At 70.0% G+C, this 18,999-nt stretch carries 17 protein-coding genes and 1 riboswitch; of the genes, 10 read left to right on the top strand and 7 right to left on the bottom strand.

Annotated features, from left to right (window positions below; genetic code table 11):
* Window positions 1-80 precede the first annotated feature (80 nt).
* A riboswitch (SAM riboswitch) is annotated at window positions 81-156 on the top strand.
* Between the two features lie 45 nt (window positions 157-201).
* Window positions 202-1,374 (top strand): homoserine O-acetyltransferase, encoded by a 1,173-nt coding sequence (locus ASD35_RS01045; protein ID WP_056873050.1) that lies wholly within the window; start codon window positions 202-204, stop codon window positions 1,372-1,374.
* The gene (metW, locus tag ASD35_RS01050) at window positions 1,371-1,946 is read left to right on the top strand and encodes a methionine biosynthesis protein MetW (RefSeq protein ID WP_056873051.1); all 576 of its coding nucleotides are present in this window, start codon (window positions 1,371-1,373) and stop codon (window positions 1,944-1,946) included. The genes ASD35_RS01045 and metW overlap by 4 nt, the downstream gene beginning before the upstream one ends.
* Before the next feature lie 176 nt (window positions 1,947-2,122).
* On the opposite strand, the gene ASD35_RS01055 is transcribed toward metW, so the two are convergent.
* Genes ASD35_RS01055 through ASD35_RS01065 form a run of 3 tightly spaced genes read right to left on the bottom strand, consistent with a single transcriptional unit; the run spans window position 2,123 to window position 5,393 of the window.
* On the bottom strand, window positions 2,123-2,314 hold the full coding sequence (locus ASD35_RS01055; protein WP_056873052.1) for a hypothetical protein: 192 nt from the start codon (window positions 2,312-2,314) through the stop codon (window positions 2,123-2,125).
* A gap of 50 nt (window positions 2,315-2,364) precedes the next feature.
* The gene (locus tag ASD35_RS01060; protein WP_056873053.1) at window positions 2,365-4,059 is read right to left on the bottom strand and encodes an MORN repeat-containing protein; all 1,695 of its coding nucleotides are present in this window, start codon (window positions 4,057-4,059) and stop codon (window positions 2,365-2,367) included.
* A complete protein-coding gene (locus tag ASD35_RS01065; RefSeq protein ID WP_056873054.1) occupies window positions 4,059-5,393 on the bottom strand; it encodes a hypothetical protein in 1,335 nt (444 codons plus the stop codon). The genes ASD35_RS01060 and ASD35_RS01065 overlap by 1 nt, the downstream gene beginning before the upstream one ends.
* Before the next feature lie 132 nt (window positions 5,394-5,525).
* On the opposite strand from ASD35_RS01065, the gene ASD35_RS01070 reads away from it, so the two are divergent.
* Window positions 5,526-7,001, top strand: coding sequence for a M20 family metallopeptidase (locus tag ASD35_RS01070; RefSeq protein WP_056873055.1), 1,476 nt, complete (start codon window positions 5,526-5,528; stop codon window positions 6,999-7,001).
* Between the two features lie 162 nt (window positions 7,002-7,163).
* Window positions 7,164-8,111 carry a LysR family transcriptional regulator gene (locus ASD35_RS01075; protein ID WP_056873056.1) on the top strand — a complete coding sequence of 316 codons (948 nt, stop codon included), beginning with the start codon at window positions 7,164-7,166 and terminating at the stop codon, window positions 8,109-8,111.
* On the opposite strand, the gene ASD35_RS01080 is transcribed toward ASD35_RS01075, so the two are convergent.
* Window positions 8,112-8,666, bottom strand: coding sequence for a hypothetical protein (locus ASD35_RS01080; protein WP_056873057.1), 555 nt, complete (start codon window positions 8,664-8,666; stop codon window positions 8,112-8,114).
* An 82-nt stretch (window positions 8,667-8,748) separates the two neighbouring features.
* On the opposite strand from ASD35_RS01080, the gene ASD35_RS01085 reads away from it, so the two are divergent.
* From ASD35_RS01085 to rsmA, 3 genes are all read left to right on the top strand, one after another.
* On the top strand, window positions 8,749-11,124 hold the full coding sequence (locus ASD35_RS01085; RefSeq protein ID WP_056873058.1) for an LPS-assembly protein LptD: 2,376 nt from the start codon (window positions 8,749-8,751) through the stop codon (window positions 11,122-11,124).
* Window positions 11,121-12,419 carry a peptidylprolyl isomerase gene (locus ASD35_RS01090; protein ID WP_056873059.1) on the top strand — a complete coding sequence of 433 codons (1,299 nt, stop codon included), beginning with the start codon at window positions 11,121-11,123 and terminating at the stop codon, window positions 12,417-12,419. The genes ASD35_RS01085 and ASD35_RS01090 overlap by 4 nt, the downstream gene beginning before the upstream one ends.
* A 124-nt stretch (window positions 12,420-12,543) precedes the next feature.
* Entirely contained in the window at window positions 12,544-13,314 is a 771-nt protein-coding gene (rsmA, locus tag ASD35_RS01095) for a 16S rRNA (adenine(1518)-N(6)/adenine(1519)-N(6))-dimethyltransferase RsmA (protein ID WP_056873060.1), read from the top strand.
* Window positions 13,315-13,526: 212 nt separating this feature from the next.
* Here rsmA and ASD35_RS01100 read toward each other — a convergent pair whose 3' ends face one another.
* The 3 genes from ASD35_RS01100 to ASD35_RS01110 all read right to left on the bottom strand — a co-directional run bounded on the left by ASD35_RS01100 (window position 13,527) and on the right by ASD35_RS01110 (window position 16,919).
* Window positions 13,527-13,922: a barstar family protein gene (locus ASD35_RS01100; RefSeq protein WP_056873061.1), complete on the bottom strand. Its 396-nt coding sequence runs from the start codon at window positions 13,920-13,922 to the stop codon at window positions 13,527-13,529.
* A gap of 45 nt (window positions 13,923-13,967) precedes the next feature.
* On the bottom strand, window positions 13,968-14,387 hold the full coding sequence (locus tag ASD35_RS01105; protein ID WP_056873062.1) for a ribonuclease domain-containing protein: 420 nt from the start codon (window positions 14,385-14,387) through the stop codon (window positions 13,968-13,970).
* Window positions 14,388-14,621: 234 nt separating this feature from the next.
* Window positions 14,622-16,919 (bottom strand): NADP-dependent malic enzyme, encoded by a 2,298-nt coding sequence (locus ASD35_RS01110; RefSeq protein ID WP_056873063.1) that lies wholly within the window; start codon window positions 16,917-16,919, stop codon window positions 14,622-14,624.
* Between the two features lie 95 nt (window positions 16,920-17,014).
* Here ASD35_RS01110 and thiL point away from each other — a divergent pair, with 95 nt between their 5' ends.
* From thiL to ASD35_RS01125, 3 genes are read left to right on the top strand one after another with little or no spacing between them, the layout of a single operon-like run.
* Complete coding sequence (gene thiL, locus ASD35_RS01115) at window positions 17,015-17,962, top strand: thiamine-phosphate kinase (protein WP_056873064.1); 948 nt, start codon at window positions 17,015-17,017, stop codon at window positions 17,960-17,962.
* Complete coding sequence (locus ASD35_RS01120; RefSeq protein WP_056873065.1) at window positions 17,959-18,486, top strand: phosphatidylglycerophosphatase A; 528 nt, start codon at window positions 17,959-17,961, stop codon at window positions 18,484-18,486. The genes thiL and ASD35_RS01120 overlap by 4 nt, the downstream gene beginning before the upstream one ends.
* A 6-nt stretch (window positions 18,487-18,492) precedes the next feature.
* Window positions 18,493-18,990, top strand: a complete 498-nt coding sequence (locus ASD35_RS01125; protein ID WP_056873066.1) for a CinA family protein — start codon at window positions 18,493-18,495, stop codon at window positions 18,988-18,990.
* The last annotated feature ends 9 nt before the right edge of the window (window positions 18,991-18,999 follow it).

Genomic DNA, 18,999 nt, shown 5'->3' on the forward strand with positions numbered 1-18,999 from the left:
AACGCCGCGGGCATCGCCCTCCCCTCGGGGGACCGGCCAGCCTCGCCGCGTTCAGCAGGCGAGTCTGGACGAGGGGCCTACAATCCCTCAGCGCCGATTTGTTCCGGATTGCGGGCGCTCTACAAATGCCGCTAAACAGGGCTCCGAGCAACCGGCGTCCCGCAACAGTGGCGCCGGTTTTTTCGTTTCTGGAGTAAGGCCATGACGGGCCGCAGTGTGGGCGAGGTGTCGCCGCAGAGTTTTCATTTTGACGAGCCGCTGCGGCTGCGCAGCGGCGCCAGCTTCGGGCCCTACGACCTGACGGTCGAGACCTACGGCCAGCTCAACGCCGAGCGCAGCAATGCGGTGCTGGTCTGCCATGCGCTGAATGCCAGCCACCACGTGGCCGGCACCTATGCCGGCCAGCCCAAGAGCGAGGGCTGGTGGGACAACCTCATCGGCCCGGGCAAGCCACTGGACACCGAGAAGTTCTTCGTCATCGGCGTCAACAACCTCGGCTCCTGCTTCGGCTCGACCGGGCCCATGCACGTCAACCCGGCGACCGGCCGAGCCTGGGGCGCGGACTTCCCCGTCTTCACCGTGCAGGACTGGGTGGACGCGCAGGCCCGCCTGGTCGAGCGCCTGGGCATCGCCAAGCTGGCCGCCGTGCTGGGCGGGTCGCTCGGCGGCATGCAGGCGCTGGACTGGGCGCTGCGCTACCCCGAGCGGCTGTCGCACTGCATCGCCATCGCGACGGCGCCCAACCTGTCGGCGCAGAACATCGCCTTCAACGAGGTGGCGCGCCGCGCCATCGTGACCGACCCGGACTTCCACGGCGGCCACTTCTACGCCCATGGCGTGGTGCCCAAGCGCGGCCTGCGCGTGGCGCGCATGATCGGCCACATCACCTACCTGTCCGACGACGTGATGGCCGAGAAGTTCGGCCGCGAGCTCAAGGGCGGGGCGCTGGGCTACAGCACGCAGGAGATCGAGTTCCAGATCGAGAGCTACCTGCGCTATCAAGGTGACAAGTTCAGCGACTATTTCGACGCCAACACCTACCTGCTGATCACCCGCGCGCTGGACTACTTCGACCCCGCGGCCGAGCATGGCGGCGACCTGACCCGCGCCTTCGCGTCGGCCAAGGCCAGGTTCCTCATCGCCAGCTTCACGACCGACTGGCGCTTCTCGCCGGCGCGCTCGCGCGAGATCGTCAAGGCGCTGCTCGACAACCGGCTGGACGTCAGCTACGCCGAGATCGACGCGCCGCATGGCCACGACGCCTTCCTGCTCGACGACCCGCGCTACCACGGCGTGCTGCGGGCGTACTTCGAGCGCGTCGCGGCGGAGCAGGAGCGGCCGGCGGTCCTGCAGTTCAAGGGGGTCGCCATATGAGCTTCGATCCCAACATCGCGGCATTGGTGCCGCCGGGCTCGCGCGTGCTCGACCTGGGCTGCGGCACCGGCGAGCTGCTGGAGCACCTCATCAAGCACAAGGGCTGCACCGGCTACGGCGTGGAGCTGGACGACGCCAACCTGCTGGCCTGCGTGAAGCGCGGTGTCAACGTCATCCAGCGCAACCTGGAGGAGGGCCTGGCCATCTTCGAGGACCAGAGCTTCGACGTCGTGCTGCAGCTGGAGACGCTGCAGCACCTGCGCAATGCCGAGCAGATGCTCAAGGAGACGGCGCGCGTGGGCAAGATGGGCATCGTCAGCTTCCCCAACTTCGCCCACTGGCCCAACCGGCTGCAGGTGCTGTTCGGCCGCATGCCCGTGACGCGCGCGCTGCCCTACGAGTGGTACGACACGCCCAACATCCGCGTCGGCACCTTCGCCGACTTCGGCGTGCTGGCGCGCAAGAACCGGCTCAAGATCCTCGACAGCTTCGGTCTGCAGAACGGCGGCGTGGTGCGCAACGCGCCCAACCTGATGGCCAGCGTGGCGGTGTTCAAGTTCGAGCGGGAGTGAGTTGAGGCCCCTCGTCCGGTCTCGCCGCGCTGGACGCGGGCGAGACCGGCCGGTCCCCCGAGGGGACGGCGATGCTCGCGGCGTTGAGCCGCTCGCACATCGCCCGACGGGCCGGCTTGGGAGCGGCCCGAAAGGCCCCAGTCGCTCGACCAGCTCGACCGGCTCCGCCTGCGAACTCAGGCCCTCTTGCCGTGCGCCTTCTTCGCGACCTTCTTGTGCTTGGCCTTGCCGGCCTTCTTCTTGGCCCCGGCCTTGGCCTGGACACCGCTGCTGACGTGGCTGGTTTGGCGATGCTGGGCCGTGCGGGCCTCGGCCACCGGGGCGGCGAAGGCGATGGCGAGGGCGGCGGCGGTGAGCAAGGTCTTCATCGTGGACTCCGGGACATGGATGCGGCCAGCGTAGCGGACCGAGCTTGCAGTTAGCTGCCTTTGCGGACCATGACGCCGCCGTCCGTGCGCTCGTCGTCCTTGAACACGCCCTCCCAGCGGTCGCCGGTGGGCCAGTGGAAGATGCCCTGGCCATGTTTCAAGCCGCGCGACCAGGCGCCCTCGTAGCGCTCGCCGCTCTTCCAGGCGTACTTGCCGTCCCCATGTGCGTTGCCGGCCTCGAATTGGCCTTCGTAGATGTCGCCGCTTGGGAACACCATGCGGCCGCGGCCCTGCGGCAGGCCGGCGGCGAGCTGCCCCTCGTATTGGTTGCCGTTGGCAAAACGCATCCGGCCCTGGCCCTGCGGCTTGTCGTGGACCCATTCGCCCTCGTAGCGCTGGCCGCTCATCCACACGTAGCTGCCCTTGCCATGCGGCAGGCCGTTGCGGATCTGGCCGGTGTAGACGTCGCCCGATGCGTAGGTGAGCTTGCCCTCGCCCTCGGGCTGGCCGTCCACCACAGCGCCGTCGAACTGGTTGCCGTTGGCAAACACCATCAGGCCGCGGCCGCTGGCGCGATCGGTGACCCAGTCGCCCTTGTAGCGCTGCCCGCTGGCCCAGCGGATCTCGCCCACGCCGTGGCGCTGGCTGCGCACCAGCGGGCCTTCGTAGACATCGCCGTTCTTCCACTCGACGCGGCCGGTGCCGGTGACGGTGTCGTCTTCGTTGCGCACGAACTGGCCGACGTAGCGCGTGTCGCCCGCGCTGCGGTCGAAGAGCTTGGCTTCGGCGGCCGGTGCGGCGAGGGGCGTGATCGGCACGGCAGCCGCCTGCCGCAATGGCGTGGTGGCGGCCGGTGCGGCCGCTGCGGGCGCGGCGGCGGGCGGCGTGGGCGTCGCGGCTGGCTTGCCCGCGGGCGGCGCGGCGACGACAGCCGTTGCAGGGGGCTTGGGCGTGGGCGGCGCGCCCGGCAGCGGCGTGGCCACCCACGGCGTGCCGCGCTCGCGGGCCAGCGCCTGGGCGTTGTTCATCGCCAGCTCCTGCGCGCTGCCCTTGCACAGGCCGGCGGTGTCGCGCCACAGCGTCTCGCCGATCTGGCTTTGCGTCTGGCGATCGGCCAGCGGCAGCGCCGCGGCGCTGTTGCGCAGCTTGGTGGAGAACTCGCGCGCCCGCTCGAAGGGCGGGGCGCAGAACTCGGCGTTGTGGCCGTCGATCTCGCTTTGCTCGCGCTTGGCGTGAGCGGTCTGCTGCTGGCTGCCGTTGCACTGTTCGGCGGCCAGCTCCCACATGCCCTCGGCCTTGCGGTACAGGCTCGCCGCCTCGGCGAAGCGCCGCTCGCCGAAGGCGCCGCGCGCCAGCTCCTGGAGCGCCCCGGCATCGCGGTGGGCGCTCTCGCACTGGCTGCCGGACTGCAGCTTCTCGGCCAGCGAGTCATGCGCTTTCTGGCTGTCGGCCAGGTTGCGCTGCGCGCGCTCGCGGGCGCGGCCGTCGCAGGCGGCGATGGCCGCCCCCCATTGGGCGACGGCCTCGTCGTAGAGCGTGACCTGGGCCTGCAGCGGCTGGTTCTGCGACTGCGCCGTGGCGGCCTTGAGGTCGGCGGACAGCGCGCGGCTGGTCAGCTGCGCGCAGCTCGGCGGGGGCGGCGCCGGCGCGGGCTGCGGCTCGGGGGCGGAGGCCGCAGGTTCGGGCGGGGTCTGAGCCTGGGCAGCAGCGGCGGCGAGCAGCAGCAGGGCGGTGGCGATCTTCATCATTTCTTCCGGGTGCCGGACTCCGCGGGCATGTCCAGCAGCGCGTCAACCAGGCCGCGCGAGAAGCGGCCGGCACCGGGGTCGTCGGGGCTGTCGAACGAGAAGCTGCCCTGGGCGGACGCCAGCGGCATCGCGCCGATGCTGGCCACCAGCGCCTCGGCACGGAAGCCGCCGAGCAGCGCCGTCACCTCGGCCTCGAAGCCGCGCGCGGCGGCCACCTTGTTCAGTGCGGCGAGGCGGTCGGCGTCGAACAGGAAGGCGTTCGACGCCAGGCCGCGTTGGACGAGCTTCTGGTGCAGCGTGAAGCCGGCCAGCGGCGGCGCGCCCAGGGCCGCCATGCGCGTGAAGGCCCAGGCATCGGCGCGCTCGAAGGCGGTGGCGCCGATGCGCGAGATGCCGGACAGCGAGCCGCGGTTGGCGGCGGCGGCCTGCATGACGTTGACGACCTGTTGGCGGGTCAGCTGCTGGGCGGCGTCCACCAGGCCCTCGCGCAGCTTCTGCGCAGCCAGCGCGCGGCCCTGTTCGATGAGCTGCTGCTTCAGGAAGTCGCTGGCCACGTTGGCCGCGGCGCTCTTGGCGGCGCTGAGCGCCGCATCGGCCGCCAGCGCGGCGGCCTTGACGCCGGAGGCCAGCGTGGCGAGGTTGTAGAGCGTGCCGGCGATCTTGACCGCGTAGTGATAGGTCTTCATGCGGGCGCCGCCTTCCTCGGACAGGCCCTGCGTCCACAGCACCGCCCAGAGTGCCTCGTCCGGCGTGGGCTCGGCCTGCGTCACCTCCAGCGGGTGCAGGCTGAGCAGCCAGTGGTAGTCCTGCAGCTGCGGCGTGTTGGGCGGCGCGAAGCGCGTGTAGCCGCGGCAGACCTCGAAGGGCTTGACCTGCACCGCCTGGCCCGCCGCCGTGCCGACCTGGAAGGGCTTGCCGGCATCGCGCGCCTCGGCCAGCCACTCGAGCAGCTTCTCGCCGTCGTCGCTGGCCTGGCCGGCGACATGGTTGAGCCGCGTGCCCATGGGCAGCGGCGAGTCCTGCGTGACCGCGATGACGGTCAGGCGCTCGTCCACCTGCAGCGCCCGCGCCCAGGCGACGCGGTCGTCCGCGCTCCAGCCGGCGCTGGTGGCCACCGCGAAGGGCAGCTCCCATTGCTTGTCGCATGCCGGGTCCTGCAGCGCGGCGCTGCGGGCGATGGCCGGGCGGATCAGCCGCTCGCCGGCGCCATAGGCGCGCATGCCGGCCAGCAGGGTCTCGTCGACCTTGCGCCCGTCGTCCACCGTGAACTTCGGCCCGGAAGCGCAGCCGGTCAGCAGGGCGAGCAGGAGCGTCAGCAGCAGGCGGGTCATGGTGGCGCGGAGCCTAAGCGCTCCGCATCCAAGTGACGCCCGTAGTTTTCCGGAGCGGCGTGAAGCCTGACGCGCAGGCCTAAACTGATTGGCTGCGCCACAAGCGCCGAACCCGCGCCGAAGGAGTCCGCCATGAACGCACGTGATCCCAACCTGCCCCTGCAAGCCGACGAGGCCGCCGCGCTGAGCACCTACGCGGAACGCGTCTGGGACGAGGAGATCGTCCCCGCGCTGACCGACTACATCGCCATCCCCGCCAAGAGCCCCATGTTCGACGCCGACTGGGCGAAGAACGGCCACATCGAGAAGGTGCTGACGCAGGCCGCGGCCTGGGTCGAGAGCAAGAAGGTGGCCGGCCTGAAGCTGGAGGTGGTGCGCATCCCCGGCCGCACGCCGGTGATCTTCTTCGAGGTGCCGGCCACCAAGGCCGGCAGCGACGACACCGTGGTGCTGTACGGCCACCTGGACAAGCAGCCGGAGTTCAGCGGCTGGCGCAGCGACCTGGGCCCCTGGACGCCCAAGTACGAGAACGGCCTGCTCTACGGCCGCGGCGGCGCCGACGACGGCTATGCGATCTACGCGTCGCTGACGGCCATCATGGCGCTGGACAAGCAGGGCATCCCGCGGCCGCGCTGCGTCGGGCTGATCGAGACCTGCGAGGAGTCGGGCAGCTTCGACCTGCCGGCCTATCTGGACGTGCTGAACCCGCGCCTGGGCAACGTGTCGCTGGTCGTCTGCCTGGACTCCGGCGCTGGCAACTACGACCAGCTGTGGCTGACGACCTCGCTGCGCGGCATGGTCTCGGGTGTGCTCAAGGTGGAGGTGCTGACCGAAGGCATCCACAGCGGCGACGCGTCGGGCTGCGTGCCGTCGAGCTTCCGCGTCCTGCGCCACGTGCTGGACCGGCTGGAAGACAGCGCCACCGGCCGCCTGCTGCCGCAGAGCTTCCACTGCGAAGTGCCGGCGGCGCGGCTGGACCAGGCCCGCGCGACGGCGGCCATCCTGAAGGACGAGGTCTACAAGCGCATGCCCTGGGCCTGCGGCGCGGACGGCGGCCCGGTGCTGCCGGTGACGACCGACCCGGTCGAGGTGCTGCTCAACCGCACCTGGCGGCCGACGCTGTCGGTGGTCGGCGCCGAGGGCTTCCCTGAGCTGAAGAACGCCGGCAACGTGCTGCGCCCCTACACGGCCTTCAAGCTCAGCCTGCGCCTGCCGCCGCTGGTGGACGGCAACGCCGCCGCGCTGGAGTTGAAGGCGCTGCTGGAGGACAACGCGCCCTACAACGCCAAGGTCACTTTCGTGCCCGACGGTCGTGCCGGCGCCTATGGCGCCACCGGCTGGAACACGCCGGAGCTGTCGCCCTGGCTCAGCCAGGCGCTCAACGAAGCCAGCCAGGCCCACTTCGGCGCGCCGGTGGGCTACATCGGCCAGGGCGGCACCATCCCGCTGATGAGCATGCTGCAGAAGGGCTTCCCCAAGGCGCAGATGATGGTCTGCGGCGTGCTGGGGCCGAAGAGCAACGCGCACGGGCCGAACGAGTTCCTGCATGTGCCGTACGGCAAGCGGCTGACGGCCGCGGTCGCGCAAGTCATGGCGGCTCACCCCTAGAGAAGCTGTGAACGAACCCCACACGCCCGCTCATCCCGCCACAACGCCGCCACTCGGCGTTGCAAATGCTCGCAGTAGCCCGCACTACTGCTCCGCTTTGCGCCTTGATTGGCGACGCCGTGACGGTCTGCTCGGCCGCGCGGGGTCCATTCACAGCTTCTGATGGACCAGCTCCGCGCCATCAAGGTCTTCGTCCGCGTCATCGACGAGGGCAGCTTCGCCGCCGCGGCGCGCGCGCTGGACCTGGCGCCCGCCGTCGTCACCCGGCTGATCGCCGAGCTGGAGGACCACCTCGGCACGCGGCTGCTCAACCGCACGACGCGCCGCCTGGCGCTGACCGAGATCGGCGACGCCTACCTGGAGCGGGCGCGGCGCATCCTGGCCGATGTCGACGAGGCGGCGGCGCTGGCCGCGTCGGCCACGCAGGAGGTGCGCGGCCTGCTGCGCGTGCTGTGCCCGCCGGCCATCGCCGTGCACCAGCTCGCCAAGCACCTGCCCAAGTTCCACCGCGAGTACCCGCTCGTCACGCTGGAGATCACGTCGCCCGGCCCGGTCGACACGGTGGACGACAGCTACGACCTGACGATCTGGCTGGCCCGCGAGGCGCTGGACGGCGATTTCATCGCCCGGCGCCTGGCGCGCAGTGAATTCATCATGTGCGCCGCGCCGGACTACCTCGACCAGCGCGGCCGGCCCCAGCACCCGCAGGAGCTCAAGCAGCACGATGCGCTGCTGCCGCCGACGCAGACGCTGATGCGCGGGCTGACGCTGCAGCACGGCGATGGCAGCGAAGAGATCACGCTGCCCATCGTGCCCTCGCGCGCCGCGCTGTCGACGACCCACATGGACACCAACTACGCCGCGGCGCTGCACGGGCTGGGCATCGCCGGCCTGCCGAGCTTCATGGTGGAGGACGCACTGCTGGAGCAGGCGCTGGAGCGCGTGATGCCGCAGTGGCGGCTGTTCAGCACGACGCTGTGGGCCGGCATGCCGACGCGCAAGTACGTGCCGGCGCGCACGCGGGCCTTCCTCGACTTCCTGGTGGAGATCTTCGGCGGCGAGGACAAGGACCCCTGGCTGGTGGCTGCGGGCTGCGCCACCTGCCCCTGATCACCTGAGACTGAATCCCAGGTCAAACAGCTCGGGGAAGCGCGCTTCCATGGCCCGCTTCAGCGGCCCGAACGCGACATAGCGGCTCGCCGTCTTGGCGATATAGGCCAGCAGCCGGCGCTCCTGCGCGTGACCGGCGCCGAGCTGCGCCAGGTGCTGGCGCAGTGCGCTCCATTCCAGTTGGCGCCAGTACTCGCCGAAATCGGCCGCCAGTTCCTCGTCGAGCTGACCCTCGGCGCGGCAGGCCTCCCAGTGGCGCACGGCCCAGTCGATCTCCTGGGGCTCGTCCCAGGCCAGCTCGGCCGGGCGCAGCAGCGCGGCGAGGGCGTCGGTGGCCGAGCCCTGCGGCGCATCGTGTAGCAGGCGCTGCAGCACGCCGTCCAGCCCGGTCTCGGCGATGCGGGCCAGGCCGGCGCGCAGCGCACTGGCGTCCGGCGGCGCGGGCGTGACGGGGCGCATGCGCAGTGCCGCGCAGGCGCTGCGCATCAGCGCGTCGGCCTCGGCGGGCGTTGCCGCCTGCAGCGTGGCGATCAGGTCGGCGGTGGGGGATGTCATGGGAAAAAGCCCTCGTGGATAATCAAATTCTAAGAAGCCGGCCCCGGCAATCCCCCTGACTTCGCCGCTTGTCCCGCCGCCCGTGCCGCGCTCGCTCCACCCGCCCCACCCCGCCCCGCTGTCCACCTTGATCGCCCTGGCCCTGTGCGCCTGGGGCCAGGCCTGCGCACAGCCGGCTGCGCCGGAGGACACGCTGCCGCTGCGCAGCAGCCGCGTGCTGGGGCCGACGGCCAAGTCGAACGCCAAGCCGGCCCTGGTCATCAGCGGCGCCAAGGTGACGGTGCAGGCCGACCAGCAGGCCGAGGCCACCGACGGCGTCGAGCTGCGCTACGGCGAGGTGCTGCTGAATGCCGACAAGCTCAACTACCGCATCGCGGAAGACTTCGCCCGGGCCGAGGGCCAGGTGCGCATCAACCACAACGGCAACGTCTTCACCGGTCCGCTGCTGCAGCTCTATGTGAGCCGCTTCGAGGGTGAGTTCCTGACGCCCAGCTTCTTCCTCGCCGCGACCGGCGGCGCCGGCAAGGCCCAGGTCATCAAGTTCCAGGACAGCGAGCACCTGAGCGCCACCGACGGCAGCTACAGCAGCTGCCCGGTCGTCGACAACCGCGAGCCGGCCTGGCAGATCACGGCCAGGGAACTGCGCCTGGACCTGGCCGCCAACGAGGGCGAGGCCGAGGGCGCGGTGCTGCGCTTCCTGGGCGTGCCCATCCTGGCTGCGCCGTCTTTGAGCTTCCCGTTGAGCTCGGCGCGCAAATCCGGCTGGCTGCCGCCGAACATCTCGCTGGACAACCGCAGCGGCTTCGAGTTCGGCGTGCCCTACTACTGGAACATCGCGCCGCAGCGCGATGCGACGCTGACGCCGTTCGTGATGACCAAGCGCGGCGTCGGCGTGGACGGCGAGTTCCGCTACCTGGAGCCCGGCCACGCCGGCCGCATCAATGTCGACCTGCTGCCCAGCGACCGCGTCTTCGGCCAGTCGCGCTGGGCGCTCAAGCTCAACAACGACGGCCACCTCGGCGACTGGCGCTACCGGCTGAAAAGCGAGCGCGTCTCCGACGACGACTACTGGAAGGACTTGTCGCGCCGCGTCGAGAGCCAGACGCCGCGCCTGCTGGCCAGCGACTTCACGCTGAACCGCCAGCGCGAGCTGTCCTGGGGCGTCATCGACACCTATGCCCGGTTGCAGCACTGGCAGACGCTGCAAGGCACCGACCCGCTCGCGCAGTTCGACTCACCCTACCAGCGCAGCCCGCAGATCGGCATCCGCGTGACGACGGCGGCCGACGAGGCCGTGCTGGACAGCTTCCGCCCCTGGGGCCGCAAGGCGCGGCTGGAGGGCGGGCTGGAGCTGGAATACAACCGTTTCGACCTGCCGGGTTCGGCCCGGCCCGGCCAGCCGCTCGGCGGCCAACGCGTGCATGCGCTGGGCCATGTGTCCGCGCCGGTGGGCGGCGAGGCCTGGTGGCTGATCCCGCGCCTGTCGGTCAACGCGGCCGCTTACGACCTGGAGCGCCCGCAGGACGATGGCCGCCGCCGCATGAGCCGCGTCATCCCGACGTTCAGCATCGACCACGGCTGGGTCTTCGAGCGCGACACCAAGCTTTTCGGCCGCGCCATGCGCCAGAGCCTGGAGCCGCGCGTGCTGTACGTCAACACGCCGTTCCGTGACCAGACCAACCTGCCCAACTTCGACGCCGCGGGCAAGGATTTCAACTTCGACTCCATCTACACCGACAACCCCTTCTCGGGCGTGGACCGGGTGTCGGACCTGCATGCGGTCAGCGCCGGCGCGACCAGCCGCTGGGTCAGCGCGGCCAACGGCGAGGAGATGCTGCGCGTCGGTGCGGTGCAGCGCTTTCTGTTCCGCGACCAGCGCATCACGCCCGATGGCCAGCCGGTCACGCAGCGCTTCTCCGACCTCCTGCTGGCTGCGGCCGCCCACCTGGACGAGCGCTGGTGGGCCGACAGCACGCTGGAGTTCAACCCCGAGACCGGTCGCTCGGTGCGCTCGGTCGTGCGGGCGCGCTATTCGCCCGGGCCTTACCGGACGGTCAGCGTCGCCTACCGGCTCGCGCGGGCGCAGAGCGAGCAGGTCGAACTCGCCTGGCAATGGCCCATCTACGGCCAGCCGGTCACCTCGCGCGGTGCCGACAGCCGGGCGACCTGCAGCGGCGCCTGGTACAGCGCCGGCCGCGTGCAGTACTCGCTGCGCGACAAGCGCCTGACCGACTCGGTCGCCGGGTTCGAATACGACGCCGGCTGCTGGGTGCTGCGTTTCGGCCTGGAGCGCCTGTCCACCGGCCGCGCCGAGACGAACACCCGTTTCATGCTGCAACTGGAGCTCGTGGGCCTGTCACAGCTGGGCTCCAATGCCCTGAAGGTCTTGAAGGACAATGTGCCCGGTTACCGCAGGCTGAGCTCCGACCGCTCACCGAGTTCAGACTTCCTACCATGATGCATCGCTTCGTTCCCCTTGTTCTGGCCCTTGCCGCCCTTCACGTCTCGGCCCAGACGCCCACGCTGCAGCCGGGGGACTACATCGCCGCCGTCGTCAACCAGGACGTGGTCGCTGCCAGCGAGGTCGTCCAGCGCACCGAAAAACTGCGCCAGGAGGCCCGCCAGCGCGGCGAGGTCATGCCCGAGACGGCCGGCCTGCGCAAGCAGGCGCTGGAGGCGCTGATCGAAGACCGTGTGCTGGTGACCTATGCGCGCGAGAACGGCAGCAAGATCGACGAGGCCGAGCTGGACCGCGTGGTCGCCAACGTCGCCGCGCAGAACAAGCTGACCATGGCGCAGCTGCGCGAGCGCCTGCGCGCCGACGGCACCGACTACAAGAGCTTCCGCGAGAACCTGCGCGACCAGATGATGACCGAGCGCGTGCGCGAGCGCGAAGTGCAGGGCCGCATCAAGATCACCGATGCCGAGATCGACGCCTACCTCGACAAGAAGCGCGCCGCGCTGGAGCAGGGCGGCCAGATCAACCTGGCCCAGGTGCTGGTGCCCGTGCCCGACGGCGCGCCGGCGAGCGTCGTCGAGGAGCGCCGCGCGCGTGCCGAAGCTGCGCTGGCCCGCATCAAGGGCGGCGAGGACTTCGGCAAGGTGGCGCGCGAGGTCTCGGAGGACAGCAACAAGGCGCGCGGCGGCGAGATCGGCATGCGCCCGGCCGACCGCCTGCCTGACATCTTCGTCGCGGCCGTCAAGGACCTGAAGAGCGGCCAGGTCGTACCGCAGCTGCTGCGCAGCGGCGCGGGCTTCCACATCCTCAAGGTCGTCGAGCGCCAGGGCGCCGCATCCCTGACGCAGAGCATGCAGACGCATGCCCGCCACATCCTGCTGCGTCCGTCGGCCCAGCTCACCGCCGAGGTCGCCGCGCGCCGCCTGGCCGAGTACAAGCGCCAGATCGAGACCGGCCAGGCCAAGTTCGAGCAGATCGCCAAGGCCAATTCCGAGGACGGCAGCGCCGAAGCCGGCGGCGATCTCGGCTGGATGGGCGCCGGCGGCTTCGTGCCGGAGTTCGAGGAGGCCATGAACGCCTTGCCGCTGAACGGCATCTCCGCGCCCGTCATGTCGCGCTTCGGCGTCCACCTCATCCAGGTGCTGGAGCGCCGCACCGTCGAGGTCGAGATGAAGCAGCTGCGCGACCAGGCCCGTGCGGCGCTGCGCGAGCAGAAGTACGACGAGGCCTACCAGGAGTGGGTTAAGGATCTGCGGACCAAGGCCTTCGTCGAAGTCCGCGAATGGCTGGATTGACTCCTCCCCTACGGCCTTCGGCCGCCCCCCCACGGGGGCGCTGCGAGTGGCCCGGCCAAGCCGGTTCCACGGCAGCCGCTGGAGGGGCGGCGAAGCTGCGGCCGCCTGGCTTGGACCACGCTGCGTGAAGTCGCACATTCCCAGAAAGCGGTTTGGGCAGCATTTCCTGACCGACAAGGCGCTGATCGAGGCCATCGTCGACCTGATCGACCCGCAGCCTGGCCAGACGCTGGTCGAGATCGGCCCCGGCCTGGGCGCGATGACGCTGCCGCTGCTGGCCAGGCACAAGCCGCTGACCGTGATCGAGCTGGACCGCGACCTGGCGGCGCGGCTGCGCAAGCGGGACGACGTCGAGGTGATCGAGTCGGATGTGCTCAAGGTCGACTTCCGCGAACTGGCCGCGGCCAAGGGCGCGAAGCTGCGTGTCGTCGGCAACCTGCCCTACAACATCTCGACGCCTATCCTCTTCCACCTGCTGGATGCGGTGGACGACGTCGTCGACCAGCACTTCATGCTGCAAAAGGAAGTCGTCGACCGCATGGCCGCCGCACCCGGCGGCAAGGACTACGGGCGACTGTCGGTGATGCTGCAGTGGCGCTACGACATCGAGTCGGTGCTGGACGTGCCGCCCGAGGCGTTCGATCCGCCGCCCCGCGTGGACTCGGCCATCGTGCGCATGCAGCCGCTGCAAGCTCCGCCTGGGCTGGACCCGGCGCTGCTGGGCGCGCTCGTCACCAGCGCCTTCTCGCAGCGCCGCAAGCTGCTGCGCCACAGCCTGGGCCGCTGGCTGGCCGAGCGCGGCTACCAAGGCGACTTCGACCTGCAGCGCCGCGCCGAGGAGGTGCCGGTCGCCGAGTTCATCGCGCTGGCGCTGGAAGTGCCGGCGCAGAAATGAAAAACGGGACCCGCGGGTCCCGTTCTCGTGTCGTGCGTCAGCGCATCAGGCTGCGTTGAGCCACATCGACGTGTCGAAGGCACTGCACATCATCGGCATGTTCATGCCGAAGTTGGGGTTGCCGATCGTCTTCGCGCTTTTCGGCGCGGGCTTCTCAATCACCGGGGCCACCTCAGCAGCCCGCTCCCATGACCCGTTTTCTTGGGAGCGGGCTACTGAAAAGAATAGAAACACCGGAAGGGTATCTTTCTATCGGCCCAGTAGTCGGCCGTGTCCCGGAAGACATCGAGCAGCTGCTCGCGTGCCTCACGGTCGAAGCGCACGTTGTCTGGCAACTGCTCCAGCACCACGACAAAGCCCGGCTGGCTGCCGGCCTTGTGGACGAGGTCGGTCATGCAGTCATGCAGGGCGTCCAGGTTCTTGCCGAAATGCGCCGGGAACAGGAAGGCCTGCGCGATGCCATCGAGCACGTCCTGCTTGGACTGCGCCTCCGACAGGTTGGCGTACAGGAAATGCTGGCCTGCCTCTTGAGCGGCCTGCATCAAGTCCTCGACCCGGTAGGCCCGTATGGCCTGCACGATATTGGGACGGACGGTCTGCAAAAGCATGGTCGCGTTCCTCCTTTCAAGTCACAAAACAGCTCACCTCGACCTTCACCGGGCCGCTAGAGCGCGTACGCGCTTGAAGCTGGCATAGTGATCGTCGGTGTAATAACAAACTTCGGGCGTCGTGGGGGGCGTGCCGCCGCAGATGAGGCGGCGGGCGCCCCGGGTGCGCGCGCCAGGGGTCTTGACCGTGTACTCGCGATAGAAGCCGCGCGCCTTGCGGGGCAGCAGCCGTTCGCGATTGCCGAACACCACGCCGTCCTTGGCGTAAGGAAACGGGCCGCCAGCGTGGACGAGCCGGTGGGTTTCCTGGGCCTGGACGGGCAGCTCGCTCAGCGAAATTTCAGCCAGAGCGGGCGTTGCGGTGGGTGCTTCCTTGGCTTGCACGCCCCCGGCGAGGCCGGAAAGCAGCAGGGCGGTGGTGACCGTCGAGGCGCCGGAGCGCGCCAGCCACGAGAGCAAAAACACGGGTTTACCCTGTTCAGAAAACCGATATGGTACCGAAGCGACCCCAAAAGCTCAAGCCGGGCCCGGGCGCCGGAGCTTGGAGCAGGGGTATGTGAGCCGGCGCTCACACGCCGCCAAGTACTTGTCAGTGCTCGGTTGATGACAGCTTCGTGTCGCCCAGCGGGGCGTGAAAACTTATGTCAATTGGGGGAGTCCGGGCCGCTCAGACCGGCTTCCCCCGTTCCGCGCAAGGCCTTAGACGCGCGCGGCGTTGGCATCGGCGACGGTCAGCGCCGTCATGTTGACGATGCGGCGCACGGTGGCCGAGGGGGTCAGGATGTGCACCGGCTTGGCCGCGCCGAGCAGCACCGGGCCGATGGCAATGCCGCCGCCAGCGGCCGTCTTCAGCAGGTTGTAGGAGATGTTGGCGGCGTCGATGTTGGGCAGCACCAGCAGGTTGGCTTCGCCGGTCAGCGGGCTGTGCGGCATCAGCTGCTTGCGGTAGGCGGGGTCGAGCGCGGTGTCGCCGTGCATCTCGCCATCGACTTCCAGCCAGGGTGCGAGTTGCTGGATCAGCGCCAGCGTGTCGCGCATCTTGATGGCCGAAGGCTTGTCGCTGGTGCCGAAGTTGCTGTGCGACAGCAGCGCGGCCTTGGGCGTCAAGCCGAAGCGGCACATCTCCTGCGCGGCCAGGATGGTGATCTCGGCCAGTTGCTCGGCGCTGGGGTCGTAGTTGACGTGGGTGTCGACCAGCATGACCTGGCGGCCCGGAAGGATCAGGCCGTTCATGCAGGCGTACGTCTTCACGCCCGCCCGCTTGCCGATGACCTGGTCGATGTAGTGCAGGTGGGTGGCGGTCGTGCCCCAGGTGCCGCACAGCATGCCGTCGACCTCGCCCTTGTGCAGCAGCATCGCGCTGATCAGCGTCAGGCGGCGGCGCAGCTCGATCTTGGCGAGCTGCTGGGTCACGCCCTTGCGCTCGGTCATGCGCAGGTAGGTCTGCCAGTAGTCGCGGTAGCGGTCGTCATGCTCGACGTTGACGACGTCGTAGTCGCGCCCCTGCTGCAGGCGCAGGCCGAAGCGTTCGGCGCGCTCGGCGATGACGGCCGGACGGCCGATCAGCGTCGGGCGGGCCAGGCCTTCGTCGACGACGACCTGCGCCGCGCGCAGGATGCGCTCCTCCTCGCCCTCGGCATAGGCCACGCGCTTGTTGGGCGCGGCCTTCGCGGCGGTGAAGATCGGCTTCATCGTGTTGCCCGAGGCATAGACGAAGCTCTGCAGCTTTTCGCGGTAGGCGTCCCAGTCCTGGATGGGGCGGGCGGCGACGCCCGAGTCGGCGGCGGCCTTGGCCACGGCCGGCGCGATGCGCATCATCAGCCGCGGGTCGAAGGGCTTGGGAATCAGGTACTCCGGCCCGAAGCTCAGCGTCGCGCCGACGTAGGCCGCGGCGACCACTTCGCTCTGCTCGGCCTGGGCCAGGTCAGCGATGGCGTGGACGGCGGCGATCTCCATCTCGATGTTGATGGTCGTGGCGCCCGAGTCCAGCGCGCCGCGGAAGATGTAGGGGAAGCACAGGACGTTGTTGACCTGGTTGGGGTAGTCCGTGCGGCCGGTGGCCATGATGGCGTCGCCACGCACGGCCTGGACTTCCTCCGGCAGGATCTCCGGCGTGGGGTTGGCCAGCGCGAAGATCAGCGGCTTGGCGGCCATCGTGGCCACCATGTCGGCCTTCAGCACGCCGCCGGCGGACAGGCCCAGGAACACGTCGGCGCCTTGTATGACCTCGCGCAGCGAGCGCGCCTCGGTCTTCTGCGCGTACTCGGCCTTGTCCGGGTCCATCAGCTCGGTGCGGCCCTCGTAGACGACGCCGGCGAGGTCGGTCACGAAGATGTTCTCGCGCGGCAGGCCCAGCTTGACGAGCAGGCCCAGGCAGGCGAGCGCCGCAGCACCTGCGCCCGAGGTGACCAGCTTGACGTCCTTCACGTCCTTGCCGACGACCTTCAGGCCGTTCAGGAAGGCCGCGCCGACGACGATGGCGGTGCCGTGCTGGTCGTCGTGGAAGACGGGGATCTTCATGCGCTCGCGCAGCTTGCGCTCGACGTAGAAGCAGTCCGGCGCCTTGATGTCCTCGAGGTTGATGCCGCCGAACGTCGGCTCCAGCGCGGCGATGCAGTCGACCAGCTTGTCGAGGTCGTTCTCGGCCACTTCGAGGTCGAAGACGTCGATGCCGGCGAACTTCTTGAACAGCACGCCCTTACCTTCCATGACCGGCTTGGAGGCCAGCGGGCCGATGTTGCCCAGGCCCAGCACGGCGGTGCCGTTGGAGACCACGGCGACCAGGTTGCCGCGCGAGGTGTAGCGGAAGGCGTTGGCCGGGTCGGCGACGATTTCTTCGCAGGCTGCGGCGACGCCGGGCGAATAGGCCAGTGCCAGGTCGCGCTGGTTGACGAGCTGCTTGGTCGCCGCGATCGCGATCTTGCCCGGGGTCGGGAACTCGTGATATTCGAGTGCGGCCTGGCGGAGTTGGGCGCGTTTTTCTTCTGGACTGTGCATGGCGGGACGAGCAAGGGCCGGCGGCGGGGTGGGAATCATGCCACCTCAACCCGGCACCGGGCGCTGCGGATGTCCACACGTCGGACAATCCCCGCATGGGCGAATTCGATCTGATCCGGCGCTACTTCATGCGTCCCGCGATGGACTTGGCAAACGGCGTGGAGGTGGGCGTGGGCGACGACTGCGCCGTCCTCGTGCCCACGCCCGGCGCGCGCTGGCTGGTGTCCAGCGACATGCTGGTGGAGGGCCGGCACTTCCTGTCGACGGTCGATCCCGCGCGGCTCGGGCACAAGGCCTTGGCCGTCAACCTGAGCGACCTGGCGGCCTGCGGCGCGACGCCGCGAGGCTTCACATTGGCGCTCGCCCTGCCGCGTGTCGACGAAGCCTGGCTGGCCGGTTTCTCGCGCGGTTTGCTGGCCCTGGCGGACGCGCACCGCTGCCCGCTGATCGGCGGCGACACCACGCAAGGGCCACTGAACATCTGCATCACCGTTTTCGGCGAAGCGCCGGCGGGCGCCGCGCTGCTGCGCAGCGGCGCGCGGGTGGGAGACGCCATCTGGGTGTCGGGGCGGCTGGGCGATGCGCGGCTGGCGCTGGAGGTCTTCCGCGGCACGCTGGCGCTGGACGCGGGCGGCTTCGAGGCGGCGCGCGCGGCGATGGAAAGCCCCACGCCGCGGCTGTCGCTGGGCCAGGCGCTGCGCGGCATCGCGACCGCGGCCATCGACGTGTCGGACGGCCTGCTCGGCGACCTCGGCCACATCCTGGCCGCGTCGGGCGTGGGCGCCAGGCTGGACGTCGATGCGCTGCCGCGCAGCGCCTTGCTCGCCGCGCAGCCGGCCGCCCTGCAGCGCGAATGCCTGCTGGCAGGCGGCGACGACTACGAGCTGGTCTTCACCGCGCCCGCCGCTGCGCGCCTGCCCGACGTCGGCGTCGAGCTGACCCGCATCGGCGTCATCGAGCTTGAGCGTGGCCTGCGTGTCGTCGATGCCCAAGGCGCAGCGGTCGCCCACGGCCTGCGCAGCTTCGACCATTTCAAGGCATGAACGGCGCGCCCGTCCGACCGACGCCGGCCTTCATGCTGCGCCACCCGGCGCGCTGGCTCGCGCTGGGCTTCGGCAGTGGCCTGAGCCCGAAGGCGCCCGGCACCGTCGGCACGTTGTGGGCCTGGCTGGCCTGGTGGGTGCTCTCACCCTGGCTGGATGACCGCGGCTGGGCGTTGCTGATCGGCGTGGGCACGCTGGTGGGTTGGTGGGCCTGCACGCGCACCGCGCGCGACATGCACACGCCGGACCCGGGGGCCATCGTCTGGGACGAGGTGCTCGCCTTCTGGCTGGTGCTGTGGCTGATCGCACCGGCGGGTGTTGTCGGCCAAATCGTCGCCTTTGGCCTGTTCCGCTTCTTCGACGCCGCCAAGCCCGGGCCGGTGGGCTGGGCGGACCGGCTCTTCAAGGGCGAGCGCGGTGGCCGCGTCACCTGGGGGCAGGGCTTCGGCATCCTGTTCGACGACTTCGTGGCGGCCGGTTGTACGCTTGCCGTCATCGCGCTTTACCGCGCGCTGCTGGGGTGAAGAGCCATGTTTGCTGACGACACCGAACTGATAGACCGCATCGCCGTGGCGCTGATGCAGCGGCGCGAGCGCATCGGCACGGCGGAGAGCTGCACCGGCGGCCTCATCGCCGCCGCCTGCACCAGCCTGGCCGGTTCCAGCCAGTGGTTCGAGCGCGGCGTCGTCAGCTACAGCAATGAGGCCAAGGCCGAGCTGCTGGGCGTGCCCAAAGGGCTGATCGCGCTGCATGGCGCCGTCAGCGCCGAGGTGGCCGAGCACATGGCCCGCGGGCTGCTCGCGCATGCACCCATCGACTGGGCGTTGTCGGTCACCGGCATCGCCGGGCCGACCGGCGGCAGCGAGGCCAAGCCGGTCGGCACCGTGTGGCTGGCGCTGGTGCACGCCGGCCGGCCGGCGCAGGTCTGGCGCGAGCACTTCAGCGGCGACCGCCGTGCGGTGCGGGCGCAGACGGTGACGGCCGGATTGACGGCGTTGTGCGAGGCGCTGGAAGACAAGGACGGCTGAACCAGCCGA

This window comes from Pelomonas sp. Root1444, assembly GCF_001426885.1.
Classification (GTDB): Bacteria; Pseudomonadota; Gammaproteobacteria; order Burkholderiales; family Burkholderiaceae_C; genus Pelomonas.